This is a genomic window from Pseudomonas sp. GW823-FHT02E01 (assembly GCF_058797535.1).
The window spans coordinates 38,593-60,085 of record NZ_JBXAJS010000008.1; the positions used below are offsets into that span (position 1 = coordinate 38,593).

The following is a 21,493-nucleotide window of genomic DNA, read 5'->3' on the forward strand; positions in this document are numbered from 1 at the left end:
CACCCGCGTGCTGACTAGTCTTTTGAATTCCTGGCGACCATCGGTAAGGCCCGCCTCTTCTATATACATATAAAGTATGCATAATAAAGTCATTCGAAATTCAGTCCCACAAGGCCAAGAACGCAGCCAACAAACTCAAGCACCAAGGCATCAGCCTCGCAGAGACTGAACCGGTATTCCATGACGAGCGAGCGCTGACCATCGAGGACAACCACCATGATGAACAACGCTGGATCACCCTGGGGCTGGACGCCAAAGGCCGGTTGCTGGTTGTCGTGTACACCCACCGCGATCCGAATTTCGTTCGAATCATTTCCGCGCGCATCGCCACCAAAAGCGAGCGTCGTCAGTACCTGGAGGCATGACCGATGAAAGACGAATACGATTTCAGTAACGCCAGGCGGGGGGCCGTGGCGCCTGCCAAAGGCAAGACCCGCATTACCATCATGCTCGATGACGCAGTCATCGAAGCAGCCCGCGCACTGGCAGAACACGAGGGGTACGGCTACCAGACGGTGATCAACAATACCTTGCGCCGAGCCCTGCTCAACGAAGGCAAGAGCGCACACCTGAAACAAACCCTCACCCCTGCCGAACTCAAGGGGCTGGAGCAGAAACTGGCAGAGGCCTTGCGCGAAATCCAACGGGTGATGGAGCCGGGTGTTCGGCCCTGAAACACAAAGGGCCGATCAATCGGATCAGCTCTGTGCGATGTCCAGGATCAGCCTGTTACTGCGGTGCTGCGATCAATCGTTTCAGAGTCCGTGCCAATTGCGCCTGTTCCGGTACGCGAATGCCGAACTCGCTGCCCAGCAGGCCAATCAGTTCCTGAACATCCGTCACCTCCCGCCGCTCGCTGTCATGGCCAATCCGGTGAATCGCGAAGCTGCCATTGTTGAGCGTGCGTCGCCACCCCTCCCCGGTGCGTGCCACCATCAACTGCTTGACGAAAGACGACTCGGGGTGGGTCGAGACGTACCAGTTGCCCACAGCAAAATCGATATCTTCCTGGCGTTGTAGGTCGAAGATGTACATCGCTCGCCATTCACCCGCAACGTTGGCGCGCAGGGTAAAGCCGTCGACGTGCAGATCGATGCGATACGACTCGTGCGGGGTTGGTTGTTCGGCGCGGGTATCAAGCAACAGGGGCGCGGTCGGTACCATGCCGCCGAAGCCGACGTCGGTGATGTAGCGCACGTCATTGATGATGACCAGGCTCAGGCGGTGGGTCCGGGCAGTCCAGGAGCCCTCCGGCTGCCCCATCACCACCCGGCCGCTGATGGCACGGGCGTCGAAACCCAATTCCTGTAGCAAGGCCAGGAACAGGTTGTTGAGTTCGTAGCAGTAACCGCCACGACCTTCGTGCAAGACCTTCTGCTCTATGGACGGCAAGTCGATCAGCACCGGCTCGCCGGATAATGTGGTGAGGTTTTCAAACGGGAAAACGCCGGTATGGCGCAATTGCAGCTGGCGCAAGGTTTCCAGGGTCGGTGCTGGAGGTGCATCGAAGCCCAGGCGTTCCAGATACAAAGCACGGTCGGTCAGGCGTGGCTCGCTCATCGTTCAGTCCTTTTGCACGCAAGCGGCGGATTGCTCCGCCAGTGGCCGCTATGTATACGGGATCAAGCACTGCCGCCGACAATTGATTTAGCCAATCACCCGGCATGAAAAAACTCAACGCCGCTTGAGCGAGCCCAATTGAATCCAGGTGGGCGCGTGGTCACTGGCATGGGGCTCGTTGCGCACCCACGCATCCACCCCGGCGTCTTGCAGATACGGACTCAGGGCCGGGTTGAGCAGCAGATGGTCAATGCGCAGCCCCGAGTTTTTCTGCCAGTGCTGACGGAAATAATCCCAGAACGTGTAGAGCCGATCCTGTGGATGCAAGTGCCGCAATGAATCGGTCCAGCCCTGGTCCAGCAACCGCTGGTAGCACTCCCGACTTTCCGGTTGCAGCAAGGCGTCCTTGAGCCAGGAGCGCGGGTTGTAGATGTCCAGGTCGGTGGGCACCACGTTGTAGTCCCCCGCCAGCACCACCGGATGTTCGCTGCCTTCAAGCGTCTGCGCGTAACGGATAAGCCGTTCGAACCACGCCAGCTTGTAATCGAATTTCGGCCCCGGTTGCGGGTTGCCGTTGGGCAAATACAGGCAACCCACCAGAACTCCGTGGACAGCGGCTTCCAGATACCGACTATGGTTGTCGCTGTCATCGCCGGGCAACCCGCGTCGGCTTTCCAGCGGCTGCGCATCCCGCGCCAGGATCGCCACGCCGTTCCAGGACGCCTGACCCTGCCAAATGGCACCGTAGCCGGCCGCTTCAAGCTCAGCCGCCGGGAATGCGCTGTCCACTGCCTTCAATTCCTGCAGGCAGGCGATATCCGGTTTTTCCCGCTCAAGCCAGGCCAACAGATTCGGCAGGCGTGCGCGCAGGCCATTGACGTTGAACGTGGCGATCCGCAACTTTTTCATGAACGGACACTCCTGAGGACGAGGTGCCTGACGTGTGACACCGTCAGGTTTCGCAGGTTGCGTCAGCGATCCCGGGGCGCTAGCACCTTGAGCGCACGCTGGTCGATCATAGGCCTTGCTGACGCTGAGAGCTGTGTGGGAGCGAGCTTGCTCGCGATGGCGTCGTATCAGTGGCCAACCATTTGCCTGACCTGTCGCTTTCGCGGGCAAGCCCGCTCCCACAGGGTTCTCGTTTGGCCATGGATCGGTGGCCCCCTGAGGCCCCGTGCCACTCGTCAACCGGGTCGGCACCAACCGCGTGACCCTTCACACTAACATCAGGTAACGACTCATCCCGGGAGACGACCATGATGAACATAAGAATGACTTCGCTGCTCATGGCCGGATGGTTGTCGGCGACGTCCCTGGCCACGTTTGCGGCGTCCGGCGATGGTCCTGGCGCGACCGGTACGGCACCCGGCGCAACCCGCAGCTCAACTCTGCTGCCAGACAACAACAGGCCCAGCGATCCCTCGGGTAATAACGGGCGCGGACAGAACCCCGGCTCGTCAAGCGGCAGCACCGGCGTCAATGGCCCGGGCAGTGGCGCGGGCGGCGGCACCGGTGCGCCCGGTGGCGGAACCGGCGGTGCTGGCGGCGGAACGGGTAGCTGGACAGGCAAAAGCCGCCAATGACATGCCGTCATTGGCCGCTTTTTGTCACCTGAGGCCTACATCGGCTTGACCGCTGGCGGGTTCCACTTGCCATTCAGCACCTCGGCTTTCGGGCCGTACAGACGCATGGTCAGGTTGAACGGCCCTTTGGGTGCCGGTAGCCAGTTGGCCTCCAGATCCTTGCCAGGGCTTTCGTTCTGGAAGTAGAGATCCAGCGAGCCATCGGCGTTGTTCTTGAACGGCATCCAGCTACTGACCGCAAAACGATTGAGTGAGTTGGCGACCTGGAACCCTTCCGGGTCATACAGGGTGATCGACCAGAAGGCATTCACTGGCGGCGCCTCGCCCTTGTTGAAATGCAGCACATACTTGTTTGCGCCCTCGAGCGGCTTGCCGTTGCTGTCGCCGATGTTCAACGGATAAATCGCGTCCTCGGGCAGGTTGGCACCGAGCCCCACCTGCGTAACGATGGCGCGCTTGAGGTAGTAGTTGCCGTAGACGCCCATGGTGTCAGTGTTCATCGACCAGCCATTGACCTCCCGCGCCAGGGTCGGCACTTTCCAGGTCATCAAGGCCTGCGCATCCTGGGGCACGCTTTGCAGCGCGGCCTGGATTTGCGGATCCAGCGTGTCCATGTCGAACGACTTGCCGGGTTCGATGCCGATCCGTTTGATCTGCGCCAGCATGGGCTGGTCGGTGCTGTGCGGCGGATTCACTTTCAGCAGTTCGGCAGCGTAAGTGAAGTAGTTGGCAGCCGACATGGAATCGACCTGAATCTTCGGTGGCGTTTTCATGTCCACCGCCGGGTCGACCTTCACGGTGACGGCTTCAGGCTCCTTGCCCAACCGGGACAACGGCGTAACCGTGTAACCGGCCTGGATCTTGTGCACCGCCGCGTAATCCGCCGCGCCATCAGTCTTGGTACGGCCGATGACCCAGACAAACGGAGTTGGCGCCGGCAGGTGGCTCATCCCGGCGGGCACCGTCCCGGTCCATCCCGGCGGCGTCACCAGAAATTGCCCGGCCTCAGTGCCCGTGGTGCGCCAGCCCGGCGAAGCGAATACGTCGGTCCACATATCCAGCATCGGTAACAGGTAGAAACGCCCATCGGTATCGGGCGCGGCGATCACCAGCGGTTCCTTGGTCAAGTCCAGCCAGGCAATCGAATACAACGTGTCGAAATTAGAGCGCACCACCCCTCTGAAATCGGCAGGCGGGTACTGCGGCACACTCACAAACATGTTCATCGGGCCTTTACCGAACTCCTTGCCCGGCTCGATGTTGGTGAACTGCTTGCGAGTGACGTCCATGCTCAGCAGCGGGTAAAAATAGATGTAGGCATCCACGCCGATCGAGTGAGCTTCTTCGGCGGTGATTTTCGATTGCGCGTGGCTGGCCAGCGGAAAGATGGCAGTGGCTGCGACGGTCAAAGCAACGGCTGTCAACGTTTGAGGTATCAACATGTTGGCGATCGTCCATGCGAGTGGATGTCTGCCGGGATCGACAGAACAATCGGAACTCTAGACGATCAATTCCGCCAGGTACGGGAGACAGACCACCGGCAGCAACAGCACCTCAACGGTCGGAGCGCATCAACGCCTCGACGCCACCGGCCATCGACAACGTTGCCACGCGGTTTCTCCCCGAATGCTTGGCCTGATACAACGCCGCATCCGCCCGCTCGACAAACACATCCATGCTGTCACGCCCCGACGGCACGAACGAATAGCAACCAAGACTCACCGTCACGTAGCCATTGGGCGAGCCGGTGTGGCTGATGTGCTTGTCGATGACGCTGCGGCGGATCTGCTCGGCAATCGTCATGGCGCCGTGGATGTCGGTGTCCGGCAGCAGCACCGCAAACTCTTCGCCGCCGTAACGCACCGCCAGATCGGCCTTGCGGTGGCAGCAACTCTTCAGCGCGCGTGCCACTTCGGCCAGACAGTGATCCCCCACCACGTGGCCGTAGGTGTCGTTGTAGCGCTTGAAGTAATCGATATCGAGCATGATCAGGCTCAAAGGGCTCGCCTGCCGGGCGCCGCGCCCGAACTCGACGTCCAGCGCCCGCTCGAACAATCGGCGGTTGGCCAATCCGGTCAGGCTGTCGTGGGTGGCGATCAGCTCCAGCGCTTGCTGTGCCCTGCGCAAATCCGACTCGACCCGCTCGCCAACACGCACCTGATGCAGGAACACCCACCCGAACAGCCCCACGCCCAGCAATACCAGGGCAACAATGAGACTGGAGCGAAACGCCGTGTCGTACCAGCCCGCAAGAATGGATTCCGTGGACGACGCCGCCGTGACCACCAGCGGATACGCCTCCAGCTGTCGGTAACCGTAAAGGCGTGTCACACCATCGATGATGGATGTGAACATCGCATTGCCGGAGCTGGCCAGTGGCAGGGACTTCTGGAAAATCTCGCTCTGGGCCAACGACGTGCCAATCTGCGCCTCCACAAAAGGTCGACGCGCCAACAGCGTGCCATCGGTCAGGCCGAGAAACATCGAGCCGTTGTCGTCGAGGCTGAAGCTTTTGAAGAACTGGTCGAAGTACGACATCTTGATCCCGGCCAGCAATACGCCCTGGAAACGGCCGTTCTTGTCATTGACCCGTTTGGAAACCGGAATGATCCACTCACCGTTTTCCCGACTGCGAATGGCCGGGCCGATATGCGCCACCGACGATACGTTCTGCTGGTGATACTTGAAGTACTCGCGATCGGCGACGCCGGGCCCCCGAGGCAGATTTTCAAACGAGGTCACCACCCACTGGCCCTTCTGGTCGAACAGCAGGATGCCGTGCAACTGATCCAGCGCCAGCACGCGCCGAGCGAAGGTCTGCTGCAAGCGTGGCCGTTGGTCCGGGCCGAACCCGTCGACCTGAATCCAGTCCACCAGGCTGGTCAACACCAGGTCGGCCTTCATGAAGGTGTCTTCGGCTTGCTGCGCCATGGCCCGCGTCAGGTTCGAAGACGCCACTTGCGCCAGGCTCAGGTCGTGGCGACGGGACTGTTCCAATTGCAGGTAGAGCAAACCGCACAGGCACAGGCACACCGTGGCAATAAACAATACCGCGGCCTTGCGCAGCGGTATGCGTTTCAATGCGATGCCAGGGGCGTGGTCCGGGTCGTTCAAGCGCGTGGGCAAAAGTTCATCCTGTCGGGGGCAAGGCATGGGCAACGCCCCAAAGCCCTCAGTCTTCGGGTGGCGTAGTTTACGGGGTTATCCAGGACAAATGGGTGGCCACTTGCCCAGTGGTCACACTTGCCCGGTGGTGCTGCAAACATGACCCAGGACAGCGCTGCCTGCTCGCCAACGAGCTACGATTAAATTGACCTCAATACAGGGAATCGACATGAGCAAGGCAGACGAGCTCGCGGCAAAATTGAAACAAACACGGCTTGCCAGCGCGGATCAGGCGATCGATACCTGGCCGGGCCAGGTCTACGAACTGTATCAACGGATAGAGACCTGGCTGCAGCCCTTGACCGAAGTTGGCCTGGTCCTGCGGCGCAACCCCACCCATGTGATCGAGATTTGCCCGATCCGGGGCACTTACCGCTATGCCATCGACCAGTTGGTAATCTCCGGCAACGCCCACAGCCTTACCTTTGACCCGGTTGCACGCTTCACAGCCGATGGCGAGGGACGGGTCGAAATTCACTCACAACCCAAAGAGTTCGCCCTGTTGCGCACCGTGGACGAACACGGTGAAACACACTGGTGGCTACAAACGATCGAGCAGGCCACAGTACAACTGGACGCGGTGGCGCTGACGGAAAGCGATCTGCTTTTAGCGGTGCAACAAGGGCTGGCGCTTTAGGGTGATTGCCGAACGGCTTGGTAATACCTGTAGGAGCGAGCTTGCTCGCGATGGACTCAAGGGCGCTGCGTTTAGCCAGTAAACACGCGGTATCGTTAACGACCATCGCGAGCAAGCTCGCTCCTACAGTATTAGCATTAGCCCATAGCGCCCGTTTTCAGTCTTTCGTTACAGCTTGTTCTGCCCCGTCACCACCAGCGGTATCTCTGCGCGACGCAAGTCCAGAGCTGGCAATTTCGTAGGCTGACTCAAGCCCTGCAGTACCCTGGCATCGTAATCATAAATGTCGGGCTTGAACGTCACCCGCCCGTCATTGCTCAGATCCACGGTCCAGTAAGCCAACAACACCGGCACTTTCACCGGTAGCGGGATGTTCTCGGTCCTGCCATTGGCCAACTGTTTTTGAATCCCGGCGCTGTTCCAGCGTACCGGGTCGTTAAACAACAGCTCGACCAGTTGCAAGGGGTTTTCCACGCGGATGCAGCCTGAACTGGTGGCCCGGACTGTCTTGGCAAACAGCTCGCGGTGCGGCGTGTCATGCAGGTAAATCGCATAGTCGTTGGGGAAGCGGATCACCACCTGCCCCAGCGAACTGTCGGGGCCGGCATCCTGACGCAGGTGGATGCCTCGCGGGTTGCTCCAGTCGACACTCGACGGATCGAGCACATTGCCTTCGCGATCCAGCACGCGAATCCGGTTGGCCGCCAGATAACCCGGATCGTTCTGGACTTTCGGAATCACGTCCTGCTTGAGGATGGTCGGCGGCACGGTCCAGGTCGGGTTGAACGTGATGTAGGTGATTTCGGCCTGGAATACCGGCGTACTGCGCACCGGCTTGCCAACCTGCACTCGCGAACGCCAGATCGGCAGACCGTCACGGTACATCGCCACCTTGTATCCGGCGATATCGACGATCACAAACGTGCCCTGCAGTTTGTACAACAGCCACCGGGCGCGCTCCATGTTGACCCGCACCTGATCGATCCGCGCCTCGACCGGCACGTTCAGCGCCGCCAGCGTCGCCGCCCCTGCCACGCCATCGGCCCCCAGGTATTGCTCGGTCTGATACTTCTTCACCGCGGCGATGACCTTGTCGTCGTAACCGGCTTTTTTCGACAGGTGCGCGTCCAGGTAACCGCCCGCCACCAGACGCGCACGCAATTGAGCCACCGCCACCCCGTCCATGCCGGGCTTGAGCGATTGCCCTTCAGTGACTTTCGGCCAGCCGCCCGCATCATGGACCTGGCGCAACCGGGCCAGGCCTTCACGCAAATTGCGGTAAATCTCTTCCTGAGGAGGCGCATCGGCGAATGCACGCGCAACGTCATGGGCATCGAGGGCGGCGAACAGGTTGTTCATGTCCTCGTGGGCATTGCCGCCGGCAGGATCGAAATTCCAGTGAATGTCCAGCCGCGACGGATCGACTTTACCCCGGCGCAGTTGCAGCAGCGCGGTGATGAACGTGCGGGTCGCCGCCATGTCGAACATCGCCCGTTGCGCCGTGGAAGGCATGGCAGCCACCAGTGATTCATGGGCCTGAGCCAGTTCGGTGATGCGGAAATCCGCCGGATTCAGGCCGTCGATCCGGGTGGCTTCGAGGCTCTTGAGTAATTGCGCCACGTCACGATCATCCGTCCACGCGGCGCGATAGTTGCGATGCATATAGAAATCCAGCACCACCCGGCTGACATCCACACGCTGATGGCGCCTGGACGTGAGCAACGGCGGAAAGGCCGATCGCAGCGGTTCCAGCGTCGCTTGAATCGCTTGGCCGACCGCGTCGTCGGGCGCCGCGGCATCGATTGTGCTGCTCGCCGCAGATACCGGCTCAATCGGCGAAACTTGCCCAAACGCTGCACCGCTGATCAGAAAGCCCATAAAAAATATGCGGCTTATGACGAATGACCTTGTTAACTGCACCATGGATAATCCTTAATCCCCCGTTTCAAACGGCTAGTTTTCCGCTCGCTGCTAGACTCGAAATTATCATGATGAGACCCGACTATGGCGCTAATCCGCTTTGGCCTTTTATTTGCCATTTTACTGACGTGCCTTTCAGTAACGTCAGCCTACGCCGATTCGCTTGAAAACGCGCTGGTCAAAGCAGCACCCGGCGCCGACGCCAAAGTGATTGCCCTGGCCGTTCGTGCCACTCAATGCAGCCGTGCCCAAGGTGTCGCCCCCGCCCAACGACTGGCGGTGATCGATTACTCCCTGCCCTCGACCGAACAACGCCTGTGGGTCTTCGACCTTAAACGGCGCAAGTTGCTGTTTCACGAACTGGTCGCCCATGGCCGCAACAGCGGTGAAAACATGGCCACGCTGTTCTCCAACCGCAACGAAAGCCACGCCACCAGCATCGGTCTGTTCCGCACCCAACAAAGCTACCTCGGCCAGAACGGTTACTCGTTGCGCATGGAAGGCCTGGAGCCCGGCTTCAACGATAACGCCTTTGACCGGGCCATCGTCATTCACGGCGCGCCCTATGTCAGCCCGGTGCTGGCCCGCGCCAATGGCCGCATCGGCCGCAGCCTGGGTTGCCCGGCCGTCAGACCGGCGATTGCCCATCGGCTGATTGATTCGATGAAGGACGGGCAGTTGTTGTTTTCCTACTACCCGGACCAACGCTGGCTGAAGTCGTCTTCCTACATCAACTGCAGCGGTGACACGGTGGCCTCAAGGGAAAAGTCCACTTCACGCCGGTAAGCGACGCCCAACCTGTCAAAACTGTAATCTTCGCCTCAGCCAGCTGAAAGGCACCGCCTGCTAGCCTCATCGACAAGTTCAACAGGCTGACGGGCGGAACAGACGGCATGCACTCCCACACCTCAAGACGCACCTTCGTCAAAGGCCTGGCCATCGGCGGGCTCTTCGGCGGCCTCGGGTTATGGCGCACGCCGGCCTGGGCAATCAGCAGTCCCGGCGAACCGCAGGTGTTGGCCGGTAATGAATTCGACCTGTTCATCGGCGAATCCCCGGTCAACTTCAGCGGCAACCCACGCACCGCGATGACCATCAACGGCGGCATCCCCGGCCCGCTGCTGCGCTGGCGTGAAGGCGATACGGTGACGCTGCGGGTGCGCAACAGACTCAAGGACAGCACGTCCATCCACTGGCACGGCATCTTGCTGCCGGCCAACATGGACGGCGTGCCGGGGCTGAGCTTCAAGGGCATCGAGCCCGGCGGCATGTACGTCTACCAGTTCACGGTGCGCCAGAACGGCACCTACTGGTATCACAGCCATTCGGGGTTTCAGGAACAATCCGGCGTCTACGGCCCGCTGGTGATCGACGCCAAAGATCCGGAGCCGTTCCAGTACGACCGCGACTATGTGGTGATGCTCAGCGACTGGACCGACGAAGACCCGGTCGGCCTGATGAAGACGCTGAAAAAACAGTCCGATTACTACAACTTCAACAAACGCACCGTGGGCGATTTCATCCACGACGTCAGCGAAAAAGGTTGGGGGCCGACCGTCGCCGATCGCAAAATGTGGGCCGAGATGAAGATGAATCCCACCGACCTGGCGGACGTCGGCGGCGCCACTTACACCTACCTGTTGAACGGCCAGGCGCCGGATTCGAACTGGACCGGGGTGTTCCGCCCTGGGGAAAAGCTGCGGCTGCGCTTCATCAACGGCTCGGCCATGACCTACTTCGACGTGCGCATCCCCGGCCTGAAAATGACTGTGGTCGCCGCCGATGGCCTGTACGTCAAACCCGTGAGCGTCGACGAGTTTCGCATCGCCGTGGCGGAAACCTTCGACGTTATCGTCGAACCGACCGAAGCGGCCTACACCCTGTTCGCCCAGGCGATGGATCGCACCGGATACGCACAGGGCACCCTGGCGGTGAAGACAGGACTGGTTGCGCCGCTGCCGCCACTGGACCCGCGCCCCCTGGTGACCATGGATGACATGGGCATGGGCGGCATGGACCACGGCAGCATGGCGGGCATGGATCACAGCAACATGGCCATGGGCGATATGCCCGGCATGCAGTCCCACCCGGCCTCGGAAACCGACAACCCGCTGGTGGACATGCAAGCCATGTCCACCTCACCGAAACTCGACGACCCCGGCATGGGCCTGCGCAACAACGGGCGCCGCGTACTCACCTACTCCGACCTGCGCAGCACCTTCGAAGACCCGGACGGCCGCGAGCCTGGCCGCACCCTTGAGCTGCACCTGACCGGCCACATGGAAAAATTCGCCTGGTCGTTCAACGGCGTGAAGTTCTCTGATGCAGAGCCGTTGCGCCTCAAGTACGGCGAGCGGCTGCGGATCGTTCTGGTCAACGACACGATGATGATGCACCCCATCCACCTGCATGGCATGTGGAGCGACCTCGAAGACGAGAACGGCCAGTTCATGGTGCGCAAACACACCATCGACATGCCACCGGGCTCCCGGCGCAGCTATCGGGTCACGGCCGATGCGCTCGGCCGCTGGGCCTATCACTGCCATCTCCTGTACCACATGGAAATGGGCATGTTCCGTGAAGTTCGCGTGGAAGAATGAGGTGCGCCCCATGATTCGATTCACTCCGGTTTTTTTCGCACTCGTGACCTCGACGGCAATGGCCGCCAGCGATGACATGCAAGGCATGGATCACAGCCAGATGGACCACGGCCAGATGCAAGGCATGGACGAGGGCCAGATGCAGCCCGCCGCCCCCAGCGAAAGCCGCACGCCGATCCCGGTGCTGACCGATGCCGATCGCGCTGCGGTGTATGCCGATCCCGCCGGCCACCACGTACATGACAGCACGCTCAACTCCTTTTTCCTCGCCGACAAACTGGAATGGCAGGACGCCGATGACGGCAGCACCCTGGCCTGGGACTTGTCCGGTTGGGTCGGCGGTGACATTGATCGCCTGTGGCTGCGCTCCGAAGGCGAGCGCACCAACGGCGTGACCGAGGACGCGGAAATCCAGGCCCTGTGGGGCCACGCCATATCCCCGTGGTGGGACGTCGTCAGCGGCGTGCGCCAGGACTTCAAACCCGGTGCCCCACAAACCTGGGCCGCGTTCGGCGTGCAAGGCATGGCGCTGTACAACTTCGAGGCCGAAGCCACGGCCTTCATCGGCGAAGGCGGTCAGAGCGCCGTGCGGCTGGAAGGCGACTACGACATCCTGCTTACCAATCGGCTGATCCTGCAGCCGACCGTCGAGCTCAACGCCTACGGCAAAAACGATCCGCAACGGGGCATCGGCGCGGGGCTGTCCAACACCGAGGCTGGCTTGCGCCTACGCTACGAAATCCGCCGGGAATTCGCGCCCTACCTCGGCGTGACCTGGAACCGCACCTACGGCAACACCGCCGACTATGCCAACGACGAAGGCGAGGACCGCAGCGAAACCCGCCTCGTGCTCGGTGTTCGGATGTGGTTCTGAACAGACTCACCCAAAACCAACAACAACCGCTTCGAGCGGTAAAGGACCTTGCATGCGCATCTTCAAACCCACCGCTATCGCAGTCGCGTTGCTCAGCGGCCTGCTTGTTAGCACCCTCGCTCAAGCGCACCCCAAACTACTCTCTTCCACCCCGGCGGAAGGCGTAGAAGGTGCATCACCCGACAAGATCGAACTGCACTTCTCCGAAAACCTCGTCACCCAGTTTTCCGGTGCAAAACTGCTGATGACCGAAATGTCCGGCATGGCCCATGCCCCGATGCCGGTCAAGGCCAAAGTCAGCGGCGGCAGCGATCCGAAGACCATGTTCATCATCCCGGCAGCGCCCCTGGCTGCCGGCACCTACAAGGTCGAATGGCGCGCGGTGTCGTCGGACACCCACCCGATCACCGGCAACGTCACCTTCAAAGTGAAATGATCGATGAGCGACTCGGCCAACGTCGTGCTGCGGTTTGTGTTGTATGTGGATTTGATGTTGTTGTTTGGCGTGGCGCTGTTCGGGCTCTACAGCTTCAAGGGACAGGAACGGCAATCCGGGACAGTCTTGCCCTTTCGCCGGTTATTGACGAGAACAGCCGGGCTCGGCGCGCTGCTGTCCATCGCCGGCATGGTGCTGATGGTCCGCGTCATGAGCGGTGAATCGGACGTTACCGAGTTGCGCCCTCACCTCGAAATGATGCTGTTCGAGACGGACGTCGGGTTGGCCTGGGCCGTGCGGATGATTGCATTAGCGGTCGCGGGTTTGGCGTTGATGCTCAACCCACGCGCCCCCGGCATCAGCCTGGTGATCGCCGCCACGGCTGGCGGCATCGCCCTCGCCAGCCTGGCCTGGAGCGGGCATGGCGCCATGGACGAAGGCAGTCGCCGTTATTGGCATTTCGCTACAGACATCCTGCACCTGTTGGTGGCGGGTGTCTGGCTCGGCGCGTTGCTGGCGTTTGCGTTGATGGCGCAACCCCGGGCCCTGCAAACCGAAGCGCACATACGGTTGCTGGCTCACGCAGTCAGGCGATTTGAGCTTGTCGGTGCGCTGGTCGTTGTGATCATCACCGTGACGGGCGTGGTGAACTACCTCTTCATTGTCGGGCCGAAACTCGATGAGGTTTTACTCAGCCACTACGGAGTTTTGCTGGCGATCAAAGTACTGCTGTTTGCCGGGATGCTGGTGTTGGCGGCGCTGAACCGCTTTTATCTTGGCCCCTTGCTGGAGCGGTCGTTGCGAGAGGGCCAGTATCGCGTGGCAGCCCATGCACTTCGACGCAGTGTGTGGGTGGAAATGGCCGCGGCGATATTGATTTTGGGGTTGGTGGCGTGGCTGGGTACGTTGAGCCCGGAAGTGGAGTGAGTCATCTTCAGGGGCGTTGATTTTTCACACCGGTGAAAGTTTCACTACACTCCCCTTTCAAAACCACTCCAGCACAAAAGCCCGATAACAATGACGAAAATCAAAAGAGCAATGATGCTCGGCGGCTTGCTCGCACTCTCCCTTGGCGCCCAGGCAGAACCTTCGCATCTGGACAGCGTCATGCAACAGGGACAACTGCGCGTCTGCACCACCGGCGACTACAAGCCCTACACCCTCAAAGCCGAGGACGGCGAATACTCCGGCATCGACATCGCCATGGCCCGCGCCCTGGCCGACAGCCTTGGCGTCAAGGTCGAGTGGGTGCCCACCACCTGGAAAACCCTGATGCCCGACATGCTCGCCGGCAAGTGCGACATCGCCATGGGCGGCATCTCGGTCACCCTGGAACGGCAGAAAAAAGCCTTCTTCAGCAGCATCCTGGACGTCGACGGCAAAATCCCGCTGGTGCGCTGCGAAGACCAGGCGCTGTACCAGACCGTCGAACAGATCAACCGGCCAACGGTTCGCCTGGTCGAACCCGCCGGCGGTACCAACGAAGCCTTCGTCCACACCTTCCTGCCCAAGGCGCAATTGAAGTTGCACGACAACGTGACCATCTTTCAGGAACTGCTGGATAAAAAAGCCGACGTGATGATCACCGACGCATCCGAGGCGCTGTATCAGCAGAAGCTCAAGCCGGGCCTGTGCGCGGTCAACCCCACGCACTACATGCAATACGGCGAAAAAGCCTACCTGCTGCCCCGCGACGACATCACCTGGAAGCTGTACGTCGATCAGTGGCTGCACCTGGCCAAGGCGACAGGCAACTACCAGAAGATTCTGCGCCAATGGCTGGCGGTGCCTGACGCCAAGTAACGGATCGTTTTTTACGCACAACAAAGGGCGCCCCCAAAGGAGCGCCCTTTTTCATTGCGGACCGCGTATCAATCATCGTGCAGCAAACCTGAACCGTATTCGCCGAAGCTATTGCCGAGCGCACTGCCATGGAAATTCATCTTGTCGGGATTGCTGCTGGTCGGCCCCGGGCCAAACCCGGCCGGCTGCACCGAGTCGGCCGAATAATCACGATGGGCGCTCACACCCGAACAGGCGCTCAACAACAAAGCACCGGCAAGCAGCGAGACTTTGACGAGGGTTGCGATCATTTTTTTATTCCTGAGGGTTGAGGCGCGGGGACGTGACCTTTGGCGGTCAGCCTATGCTTCGTCTGTGCCGGACAACGTGAAACTTTGTGGGATGACAGCGTTGGTTCAGGAGCCCGGCGCACCCGAAAGTGCCCCGCGCACAGCCGCCTTCGTTCGGTGCCCTGTACACAGTTGTCCGACGCCTGGCGGCTGGTAGAGCCTGATGGCCCACTTTACATGAGCAGTAATGTAGTTCATGTGTTCGGTGGCCGGTTCCCTGAGGATTACCAATCGGTTGGCATATAGCATACCCTCCCCCCTCTGCACGTGATGCCAAGTAGCAAACAACAACTCTACAAGCCTGTAAAATCCAGGCAGGACGCGTTATCAGTATGCGTCATCGCACAATCGAATGATCAGGATGAGGCTCAAGGTGATTGATAAAACCGTCTCAGTAAGCTTGGTGGTACCCGTTTATAAAAGCGCAAGTACGCTCCCGCAATTTTACGAACGCGCGCGCGCGACTCTTGATCAGATTTGCGACGACTGGGAGATTATTCTTGTCGATGACGCGAGCCCGGACCAGACGTGGCTTGCCGCTCTGGCACTGCACGAACAAGACCGCAGAGTCAAAGTCGTTCGCTTCGCGAAGAACAAGGGGCAACAACATGCTACGTTGTGCGGCATCGGCTATGCCTGCAAACGCTGTGTCGTGACAATCGACGATGACCTGCAGTGCTTCCCCGAAGACCTCCCACTGTTTATTGATCAACTTCAAGCCGGCAAGCATGTCGTCATCGGAAAGATCCCGATGGCTGAAAAACAGCACAGCGCCTGGCGCAACATGGCTTCGCGCATCAACCAGAAACTGGTTAGCAAGGTCATGGGCAAACCGACCGGTTTCAGCCTCTCGAGCTACAGGGCCATGAGTCAACAGGTGGCAAGACAGCTCGCCAGATATCAGGGCTCACACCCACATATCGCCGCGATGCTTTTTAATTCGGTGCCCGTCAGCATGATGGCGAACGTGAGCATTCGCCACGCGCCGCGCGCCGATGGCGGCCCGAGCACTTATACCCTTGGCAAGATGTTCAAAACGCTTTCGTTCCTTATCGTCAATTACTCCCTGTTACCACTTCGCTACGTGTCGATCTGGGGCTTTTTGGTCAGCGCGTCGAGCATTTTATTCGCTATGTATGTTCTGCTGCGCACCCTCCTGACCGATCAAATAGTGCCAGGCTGGGCATCGCTCGCGATCTTGCTGTCATTCCTCGCCGGTAACATCCTTCTGGCACTAGGTGTGCAAGGCGAGTACCTCGGAAGACTGGTCGAAAATGCAACCCACCTTAGTCAATTCCCCATTATTGAAGAGCATGTGGAGTAAAGATGACATCCGCTTACCGCGTCGTGGATTATTTCCCTGCTGAACACATTTTAAACAATGGGGTCTTTGCACACCTCGACGAAATCGATGCGCAAACACCAGGCGCACTGGTGTACTGTCAGAACTTGCACTATTTGCAAAAGGCTTTGGCTACGCCCAACGTCGCGTGTGTCCTGTGCCCCGAAAGTTTAAAAAATGAAGAATTAGCGACTGAAAAATCAATTGTATTCTGTGCCGACCCACGCACCTCTTTTTTCCACCTCTACAACCGTTTGAGTGAAGAGACAAAGTGCGCAACTGCGCAAGCACCGCGCATCGGCGACAATTGCACGCTGCACCCCAGCGCCGTTATCTCGCCACTAGCCACACTGGGTAACAATGTCGAAATTTCAGCAAATGTGGTGATCGAAGGCCCTGTCGAGATCGGAGACAATGTCTACATCGGTTCAAATGCCGTTGTAGGCGCCGAAGGCTTGATCACGCTACGCAACGACAACGGCACGCTGATGGTGGTTAAACATCAGGGCGGTGTACGCATTGAATCGGGTTGCCAGATACTTGCTGGCGCAGTAATCGCGAGGTCCTTGTTCCAGCAGCCGACAACCATCAGCGAAAATTGCCAGATCGGCATCATGACCAACATTGGTCATGGCGCCGTGATTGGCAAGAACTCTGTGATTTCTGGCAATACCGTTATTGCAGGACGCACACGCCTGGGGACCGGCGCATGGGTTGGCGCCTCTTGCTCCATCGCACAGGGCCTTGTGATTGGCGACGCGGTACAAATAAAAATGGGCTCGGTTGTCATCGGCGACATCGCGCCAAACAGCGTCGTTTCTGGAAACTTCGCAATCAATCACAGGGCTAACATGACAGCCCACCTCAGGAAACAAAAGTGATGCACTTCATCGAGCTATCACTGGGATTCAAAGGCGAACGAACCTACATACAAGGGTCCGACATGCTCAATGCCACGATGCAGGCCATCACTCGCCACGCACCGCACGCACGGATCGAAAAGCTGGACTTCAGAATCAGTAGAATGACCAAACATCTACTCACCTGTCACTGGTGGCCTAGATCAACCCCTCGATCATTGCCGGGTGAGGCTGTCGCTACCTTCACCTTTCAACTCGATGGTATTGATCATGAAGGCAAATTGATTCAAGGCGAAGGTTGCGCCGACACACGACGTGCTTACGACGAGTCGCTGGTTGAAAAACAATGTGTTTTCACACCCGCCCATCGGTCAGTGACCCTGACGACCATGCCAGATGACTTCTCTCCGATCGAAGTGCTGGTATCCATGAACAAGGCACTGCATCTCAAGGAATTGAGCATACCCAGTGGCAGCCAGTGGGTCTTCTGTCGCTGGGAAAGCCCAAAGTGGCCGCCGTGTTCTGACTTGAGCGGGGTAGGGCTGACACTTGAGCAGACGCTGGGCACTCGATTGACCCGTAGTCGCATTGAGCTCAATGCAGAACATATCGGCATGCTCTACTTCAGCGCCCTCAAGGTCGAGTAGCCTACCGCTGGCACACGAACCTTCCAGTAAGGCGAGGTGCCAGTTCAGCGAGGCTTATGGCTCGACGATCAACACTACACGCCTCTCTCGACAGCTGCTAATGTGCGGCATCTTTTTGAAGCAGGCAACAGAGCAGCCCCCCTCTGTTGCATGGAGTGTGGCAACATGACCACCGTTCAGCTCAGTAGCCTGCAGACAACCTCGTCAACTGCCAGCGATGCCACCAAGCTTCCCTCCCGCAGTACAAACGTACCGGCCGGGGTAACTTCAACACCTATACGATGAATTACTAACCATGCCCCAGACAAAAGAACAACTTATCAACATTATTTCCCAGGCTGATGTTGTAGCAGATGCCTCAACGCTGCGCGACAACATCAACCTGAGCGACCAGGGCATTGACTCTCTCGGCATGTTCAACATCATTCTGTCTATCCAGGATCACTACGCCATCGAGATCCCTGACGAGGATATTGAAGACCTTAAATCCATCAATGACCTGGCCGATTACATAAAATCAAAACTGCAATAACCGACATCCCTTGTCATGTAAGGGAGGGAGGGAGGCAGACAGTATGTTCACTCTCCCTCATGCCGTTCTCGACCGTGACAGGGTTCACCAGCCTATTATCTACATAGCGTTAGCCTCACCCTCCTACGTTGAGCACCCTGCATGCCTTTGACGTTTTTGAAATTGTTGATCGCGTTTTTTATCTGTGCATTTCTCATACACACATTTGACCTTAAACTAACGGCATTAATCAGCGACATTACAGCATGGCACTACCTTGCGCTGGCTGCTGTTATCCCAATCACTTTGAGTTCTTTTTTTTCTGTCAACCGCTGGCAAGTGTTCCTGCGGCTCAATTCGATTGACGAAGCATTAGCAAGCCTCTGGAAAATAAATCTGGTTTCTCAATTTCAAGGTTTGATTTTACCCTCATCACAGGGAGCGGATGCCTTTCGTATGTTTCACATCGAACGACGCCACCCGAAAAAGCGGGGTACCGCAGGCAGTACGGTAATCATTGAGCGCATGATTGGACTATTGGTGTTATGTACCTTTACCCTTTTTGCCCTGCCCTTCTTACCCGCATCAGACAACTACGCGCTGCTCATCATGACCGTCGGCGCCGTCAGCAGCATAGCCGTAGTGACCCAAATAATATTGACCAGCAAAAAAATCCATACACTTTATAGCGGCCGCACCGTAAAAAACCCGTTACTTTCTCTATTGCTGGGGTATATTCAGAAACTTCATGCCAGCACGATTAACTTCCCCTACCGGCGGGCGCTCACGTCATCCCTGCTTTTTATCTGCTGCTATCAAATATCCCTGATATCGGTAGTGTATTTGGTATTTCGTGCCTATGGCTATGACATCCCCTTCATTCAGCACTTTGCTCTCTATCCGGTCATCGCCATCCTGACCATGGTTCCAATAACAGTGGGTGGGCTTGGGGTACGCGAAGGTTTTTTTGTTTATTTTTATGGTCTACTTGACGTACCAGCCAATATAGCCGTGGGCGCCTCCCTGGCAAACTACATTCTAATGGTCCTGATCCCTGCCGCTTGCGGTGGCCTTATTTACTTGTGGGATACTCTTCGGGAAAATCGCCTGAAAGATAAAAACTAAAACAGAGAGCCAGATTGATGCCCCCAGATCGCACCCCGTTCCCCAAGTCCGCCTTTGAGGCGCTTGCCCAGGCAGAGGCACGCCACTGGTGGTTTCGCGCCCGTAACCGCGTGATCATTTGGGTGCTGAAATCTCGCATCGGCAAAATCCGGAATTTCCTGGAGATTGGTTGCGGTACCGGCTTTGTGCTGGAAGGGATTCACCAGGAATTTCCCGAAACGACACTCTCCGGCACCGAGTTTTTCGATGAAGGCCTGATGCATGCACGTCGACGCGTGCCCAGCGCAAGCTTTGAAAAGCTGGACGCGCGCGCCATGAGCGATGCAGAGCGATTTGATGTAATTGGCGCTTTTGATGTCATCGAACATATCGATGAAGATGAACAGGTACTGGCGAATCTTTCCCGCGCACTGCGTAAGGATGGTCATCTATTGCTGACCGTTCCCCAGCACCGCTGGCTGTGGTCCGCTGCGGATGAACGCGCCTGTCATGTGCGCCGCTACACGCGACGCGAGCTTGTCGACAAGATAGGCCGCGCCGGCCTTGAGGTTCAATACGTCACGTCCTTTGTCACCCTACTCGTCTCCTTGATGTGGCTGGCACGACAGCGCCCCGGTCAAAAAAATGCGGAAGTAAACAGCGAGTTCGATATTTCTGACCGGACCAATCGGCTCCTTGAGTTCGTTATGAAGATAGAGTTTGGCCTTTTGAAGGCAGGTATCACCTTTCCCCTCGGCGGTTCACTCTTGCTGTTAGCCAAAAAACAATAATCTGGAGACCTTCAGTGAGCGACTTTAAAATTCCCTTCAATCGCCCTTTCATGACGGGAAAGGAACTTTACTATATTGCAGAAGCAAAGTTCCTTAATAAGCTTGCTGGAGACGGCCCCTTCACTCGACGTTGCCATCAGTGGCTTGAACAGTACACCGCCAGCGAAAAGGCACTGTTGACGCACTCTTGTACTGCTGCCCTGGAAATGTCAGCCCTATTGCTGAATATTGAACCTGGGGATGAGATCATCATGCCCTCTTACACCTTCGTCTCCACTGCCAACGCTTTTGTATTGCGCGGTGGAATACCGGTGTTTGTCGATATCAGAGAAGACACACTGAATCTGGACGAACGCTTGATTGAGGCTGCGATTACACCTCGCACCAAGGCAATCGTTCCGGTTCACTACGCTGGCGTCGCATGCGAAATGGACACGATTATGGAGATCGCCCGCCGGCACGGTCTCCGCGTGGTTGAGGATGCTGCGCAGGGGGTCATGGCCTCCTATAAAGGAAGAGCCTTGGGCAGTATTGGTGATCTGGGCGCATATAGCTTCCATGAAACCAAGAACGTGATATCCGGCGAAGGCGGCGCGCTACTGGTTAACGACCCGACACTGTCATTACGCGCCGAGGTTATTCGGGAGAAAGGTACGGACCGCAGCCGTTTCTTCAGAGGTGAAGTGGACAAGTACACTTGGCAGGAAGTCGGTTCTTCCTACCTGCCAGGTGAATTGACCGCCGCTTTTCTTTGGGCGCAGCTGGAAGAGGCACAGTCGATTACACAAAATCGCCTGGGCAGCTGGAACCACTATCACCAAGCGCTCGAAGGGCTTGAATCGACAGGCGCAGTACGCCGCCCGATCATTCCGGCAGATTGCACACACAATGCACACATGTACTATGTCTTGCTTGCTCCCGGCATCGATCGCCAACGCACGCTAGAGAAACTTAAACACGACAATATCCACCCGGTGTTCCATTACGTACCGCTGCATTCCTCACCGGCAGGACTGCGCTATGGCCGAAAACATGGCGCGATGACAAATACAGACACCCTGTCGGACCGCTTGATCCGCTTGCCACTGTGGGTGGGGCTGACAGAGGAAGAACAGGCAGGTGTCGTCGACTCACTACAGCGCGCCGTTTCCTGAAGGGGAACACGCAGCGTGCAATTGCTGATCTGCACACTGCGTAGCTGCACCCATGACATTGGACGCACGGTATATCGTTGCCAATAGATAAATGAACTAACCGCTCAGCACACTAGTGGCCTAACCTTTACTTCTGGTGAGTACTAAAAATGGGGGATTACCGGGCGCACTGGCGTA

At 58.2% G+C, this 21,493-nt stretch carries 23 protein-coding genes; 17 read left to right on the forward strand and 6 right to left on the reverse strand.

The genetic code is table 11. The annotated features are described in order from the left end of the window. Positions 1-83 precede the first annotated feature (83 nt). The gene (locus tag AC1RDQ_RS19730; protein ID WP_492588005.1) at positions 84-365 is read left to right on the forward strand and encodes a BrnT family toxin; all 282 of its coding nucleotides are present in this window, start codon (positions 84-86) and stop codon (positions 363-365) included. 3 nt (positions 366-368) lie between these two features. Next, positions 369-674: a BrnA antitoxin family protein gene (locus AC1RDQ_RS19735; protein WP_090454198.1), complete on the forward strand. Its 306-nt coding sequence runs from the start codon at positions 369-371 to the stop codon at positions 672-674. 55 nt (positions 675-729) lie between these two features. Here the strand turns inward: AC1RDQ_RS19735 and AC1RDQ_RS19740 are convergent, their stop codons facing one another. Continuing rightward, positions 730-1,560: an arylamine N-acetyltransferase family protein gene (locus AC1RDQ_RS19740; protein WP_489340135.1), complete on the reverse strand. Its 831-nt coding sequence runs from the start codon at positions 1,558-1,560 to the stop codon at positions 730-732. 114 nt (positions 1,561-1,674) lie between these two features. Further along, on the reverse strand, positions 1,675-2,469 hold the full coding sequence (locus tag AC1RDQ_RS19745; protein ID WP_492587930.1) for an exodeoxyribonuclease III: 795 nt from the start codon (positions 2,467-2,469) through the stop codon (positions 1,675-1,677). 347 nt (positions 2,470-2,816) lie between these two features. Here AC1RDQ_RS19745 and AC1RDQ_RS19750 point away from each other — a divergent pair, with 347 nt between their 5' ends. Continuing rightward, positions 2,817-3,143 carry a hypothetical protein gene (locus tag AC1RDQ_RS19750; protein ID WP_429521225.1) on the forward strand — a complete coding sequence of 109 codons (327 nt, stop codon included), beginning with the start codon at positions 2,817-2,819 and terminating at the stop codon, positions 3,141-3,143. Between the two features lie 35 nt (positions 3,144-3,178). Here AC1RDQ_RS19750 and AC1RDQ_RS19755 read toward each other — a convergent pair whose 3' ends face one another. After that, entirely contained in the window at positions 3,179-4,585 is a 1,407-nt protein-coding gene (locus AC1RDQ_RS19755; protein WP_407515325.1) for a DUF1254 domain-containing protein, read from the reverse strand. 112 nt (positions 4,586-4,697) lie between these two features. After that, positions 4,698-6,269 (reverse strand): sensor domain-containing diguanylate cyclase, encoded by a 1,572-nt coding sequence (locus AC1RDQ_RS19760; protein WP_492587931.1) that lies wholly within the window; start codon positions 6,267-6,269, stop codon positions 4,698-4,700. Between the two features lie 208 nt (positions 6,270-6,477). Here AC1RDQ_RS19760 and AC1RDQ_RS19765 point away from each other — a divergent pair, with 208 nt between their 5' ends. Beyond that, positions 6,478-6,945: a hypothetical protein gene (locus AC1RDQ_RS19765; protein WP_090454186.1), complete on the forward strand. Its 468-nt coding sequence runs from the start codon at positions 6,478-6,480 to the stop codon at positions 6,943-6,945. A gap of 168 nt (positions 6,946-7,113) precedes the next feature. On the opposite strand, the gene AC1RDQ_RS19770 is transcribed toward AC1RDQ_RS19765, so the two are convergent. Further along, a complete protein-coding gene (locus tag AC1RDQ_RS19770) occupies positions 7,114-8,868 on the reverse strand; it encodes a L,D-transpeptidase family protein (RefSeq protein ID WP_492587932.1) in 1,755 nt (584 codons plus the stop codon). 81 nt (positions 8,869-8,949) lie between these two features. Here AC1RDQ_RS19770 and AC1RDQ_RS19775 point away from each other — a divergent pair, with 81 nt between their 5' ends. The 6 genes from AC1RDQ_RS19775 (at position 8,950) to AC1RDQ_RS19800 (ending at position 14,578) form a co-directional block, all read left to right on the forward strand. Beyond that, a complete protein-coding gene (locus AC1RDQ_RS19775; protein ID WP_057715601.1) occupies positions 8,950-9,651 on the forward strand; it encodes a murein L,D-transpeptidase catalytic domain family protein in 702 nt (233 codons plus the stop codon). A 107-nt stretch (positions 9,652-9,758) separates the two neighbouring features. Further along, positions 9,759-11,465, forward strand: a complete 1,707-nt coding sequence (locus AC1RDQ_RS19780; protein WP_492587933.1) for a copper resistance system multicopper oxidase — start codon at positions 9,759-9,761, stop codon at positions 11,463-11,465. A gap of 10 nt (positions 11,466-11,475) precedes the next feature. Further along, positions 11,476-12,339 carry a copper resistance protein B gene (locus AC1RDQ_RS19785; protein ID WP_492587934.1) on the forward strand — a complete coding sequence of 288 codons (864 nt, stop codon included), beginning with the start codon at positions 11,476-11,478 and terminating at the stop codon, positions 12,337-12,339. 52 nt (positions 12,340-12,391) lie between these two features. Then, positions 12,392-12,775 (forward strand): copper homeostasis periplasmic binding protein CopC, encoded by a 384-nt coding sequence (copC, locus tag AC1RDQ_RS19790; protein ID WP_090454177.1) that lies wholly within the window; start codon positions 12,392-12,394, stop codon positions 12,773-12,775. 3 nt (positions 12,776-12,778) lie between these two features. Continuing rightward, the gene (copD, locus tag AC1RDQ_RS19795; RefSeq protein WP_492587935.1) at positions 12,779-13,702 is read left to right on the forward strand and encodes a copper homeostasis membrane protein CopD; all 924 of its coding nucleotides are present in this window, start codon (positions 12,779-12,781) and stop codon (positions 13,700-13,702) included. A gap of 90 nt (positions 13,703-13,792) precedes the next feature. Beyond that, entirely contained in the window at positions 13,793-14,578 is a 786-nt protein-coding gene (locus AC1RDQ_RS19800; protein ID WP_492587936.1) for a transporter substrate-binding domain-containing protein, read from the forward strand. 68 nt (positions 14,579-14,646) lie between these two features. Here the strand turns inward: AC1RDQ_RS19800 and AC1RDQ_RS19805 are convergent, their stop codons facing one another. Then, positions 14,647-14,868, reverse strand: a complete 222-nt coding sequence (locus tag AC1RDQ_RS19805) for a hypothetical protein (RefSeq protein ID WP_349736649.1) — start codon at positions 14,866-14,868, stop codon at positions 14,647-14,649. Positions 14,869-15,280: 412 nt separating this feature from the next. Here AC1RDQ_RS19805 and AC1RDQ_RS19810 point away from each other — a divergent pair, with 412 nt between their 5' ends. From AC1RDQ_RS19810 to rffA, 7 genes are all read left to right on the forward strand, one after another. After that, a complete protein-coding gene (locus AC1RDQ_RS19810) occupies positions 15,281-16,231 on the forward strand; it encodes a glycosyltransferase family 2 protein (protein ID WP_157858931.1) in 951 nt (316 codons plus the stop codon). Between the two features lie 2 nt (positions 16,232-16,233). Then, positions 16,234-17,130 carry a DapH/DapD/GlmU-related protein gene (locus AC1RDQ_RS19815; protein ID WP_492587937.1) on the forward strand — a complete coding sequence of 299 codons (897 nt, stop codon included), beginning with the start codon at positions 16,234-16,236 and terminating at the stop codon, positions 17,128-17,130. Continuing rightward, positions 17,130-17,756, forward strand: coding sequence for a hypothetical protein (locus AC1RDQ_RS19820; RefSeq protein WP_492587938.1), 627 nt, complete (start codon positions 17,130-17,132; stop codon positions 17,754-17,756). The genes AC1RDQ_RS19815 and AC1RDQ_RS19820 overlap by 1 nt, the downstream gene beginning before the upstream one ends. 295 nt (positions 17,757-18,051) lie before the next feature. Beyond that, positions 18,052-18,288: an acyl carrier protein gene (locus AC1RDQ_RS19825; protein WP_057715611.1), complete on the forward strand. Its 237-nt coding sequence runs from the start codon at positions 18,052-18,054 to the stop codon at positions 18,286-18,288. 141 nt (positions 18,289-18,429) lie between these two features. Then, on the forward strand, positions 18,430-19,392 hold the full coding sequence (locus AC1RDQ_RS19830; RefSeq protein WP_492587939.1) for a lysylphosphatidylglycerol synthase transmembrane domain-containing protein: 963 nt from the start codon (positions 18,430-18,432) through the stop codon (positions 19,390-19,392). A gap of 17 nt (positions 19,393-19,409) precedes the next feature. After that, positions 19,410-20,162, forward strand: a complete 753-nt coding sequence (locus AC1RDQ_RS19835; protein ID WP_492587940.1) for a class I SAM-dependent methyltransferase — start codon at positions 19,410-19,412, stop codon at positions 20,160-20,162. A gap of 14 nt (positions 20,163-20,176) precedes the next feature. Next, positions 20,177-21,316 carry a dTDP-4-amino-4,6-dideoxygalactose transaminase gene (gene rffA / locus AC1RDQ_RS19840; RefSeq protein WP_489340121.1) on the forward strand — a complete coding sequence of 380 codons (1,140 nt, stop codon included), beginning with the start codon at positions 20,177-20,179 and terminating at the stop codon, positions 21,314-21,316. Positions 21,317-21,493 lie beyond the last annotated feature (177 nt).

What these genes read in the sequence shown, in the direction of transcription:
- AC1RDQ_RS19745 (WP_492587930.1), bottom strand. Translation starts at nt 2,469, where the DNA reads ATGAAAAAGTTGCGGATCGCCACGTTCAACGTCAATGGCCTGCGCGCA.
- AC1RDQ_RS19770 (WP_492587932.1), bottom strand. Translation starts at nt 8,868, where the DNA reads ATGGTGCAGTTAACAAGGTCATTCGTCATAAGCCGCATATTTTTTATG.
- AC1RDQ_RS19820 (WP_492587938.1), top strand. Translation starts at nt 17,130, where the DNA reads ATGCACTTCATCGAGCTATCACTGGGATTCAAAGGCGAACGAACCTAC.
- AC1RDQ_RS19785 (WP_492587934.1), top strand. Translation starts at nt 11,476, where the DNA reads ATGATTCGATTCACTCCGGTTTTTTTCGCACTCGTGACCTCGACGGCA.
- AC1RDQ_RS19830 (WP_492587939.1), top strand. Translation starts at nt 18,430, where the DNA reads ATGCCTTTGACGTTTTTGAAATTGTTGATCGCGTTTTTTATCTGTGCA.
- copD (WP_492587935.1), top strand. Translation starts at nt 12,779, where the DNA reads ATGAGCGACTCGGCCAACGTCGTGCTGCGGTTTGTGTTGTATGTGGAT.
- AC1RDQ_RS19765 (WP_090454186.1), top strand. Translation starts at nt 6,478, where the DNA reads ATGAGCAAGGCAGACGAGCTCGCGGCAAAATTGAAACAAACACGGCTT.
- AC1RDQ_RS19835 (WP_492587940.1), top strand. Translation starts at nt 19,410, where the DNA reads ATGCCCCCAGATCGCACCCCGTTCCCCAAGTCCGCCTTTGAGGCGCTT.
- AC1RDQ_RS19800 (WP_492587936.1), top strand. Translation starts at nt 13,793, where the DNA reads ATGACGAAAATCAAAAGAGCAATGATGCTCGGCGGCTTGCTCGCACTC.
- AC1RDQ_RS19750 (WP_429521225.1), top strand. Translation starts at nt 2,817, where the DNA reads ATGATGAACATAAGAATGACTTCGCTGCTCATGGCCGGATGGTTGTCG.
- AC1RDQ_RS19805 (WP_349736649.1), bottom strand. Translation starts at nt 14,868, where the DNA reads ATGATCGCAACCCTCGTCAAAGTCTCGCTGCTTGCCGGTGCTTTGTTG.
- AC1RDQ_RS19740 (WP_489340135.1), bottom strand. Translation starts at nt 1,560, where the DNA reads ATGAGCGAGCCACGCCTGACCGACCGTGCTTTGTATCTGGAACGCCTG.
- copC (WP_090454177.1), top strand. Translation starts at nt 12,392, where the DNA reads ATGCGCATCTTCAAACCCACCGCTATCGCAGTCGCGTTGCTCAGCGGC.
- AC1RDQ_RS19780 (WP_492587933.1), top strand. Translation starts at nt 9,759, where the DNA reads ATGCACTCCCACACCTCAAGACGCACCTTCGTCAAAGGCCTGGCCATC.
- AC1RDQ_RS19755 (WP_407515325.1), bottom strand. Translation starts at nt 4,585, where the DNA reads ATGTTGATACCTCAAACGTTGACAGCCGTTGCTTTGACCGTCGCAGCC.
- AC1RDQ_RS19815 (WP_492587937.1), top strand. Translation starts at nt 16,234, where the DNA reads ATGACATCCGCTTACCGCGTCGTGGATTATTTCCCTGCTGAACACATT.
- AC1RDQ_RS19775 (WP_057715601.1), top strand. Translation starts at nt 8,950, where the DNA reads ATGGCGCTAATCCGCTTTGGCCTTTTATTTGCCATTTTACTGACGTGC.
- AC1RDQ_RS19825 (WP_057715611.1), top strand. Translation starts at nt 18,052, where the DNA reads ATGCCCCAGACAAAAGAACAACTTATCAACATTATTTCCCAGGCTGAT.
- AC1RDQ_RS19735 (WP_090454198.1), top strand. Translation starts at nt 369, where the DNA reads ATGAAAGACGAATACGATTTCAGTAACGCCAGGCGGGGGGCCGTGGCG.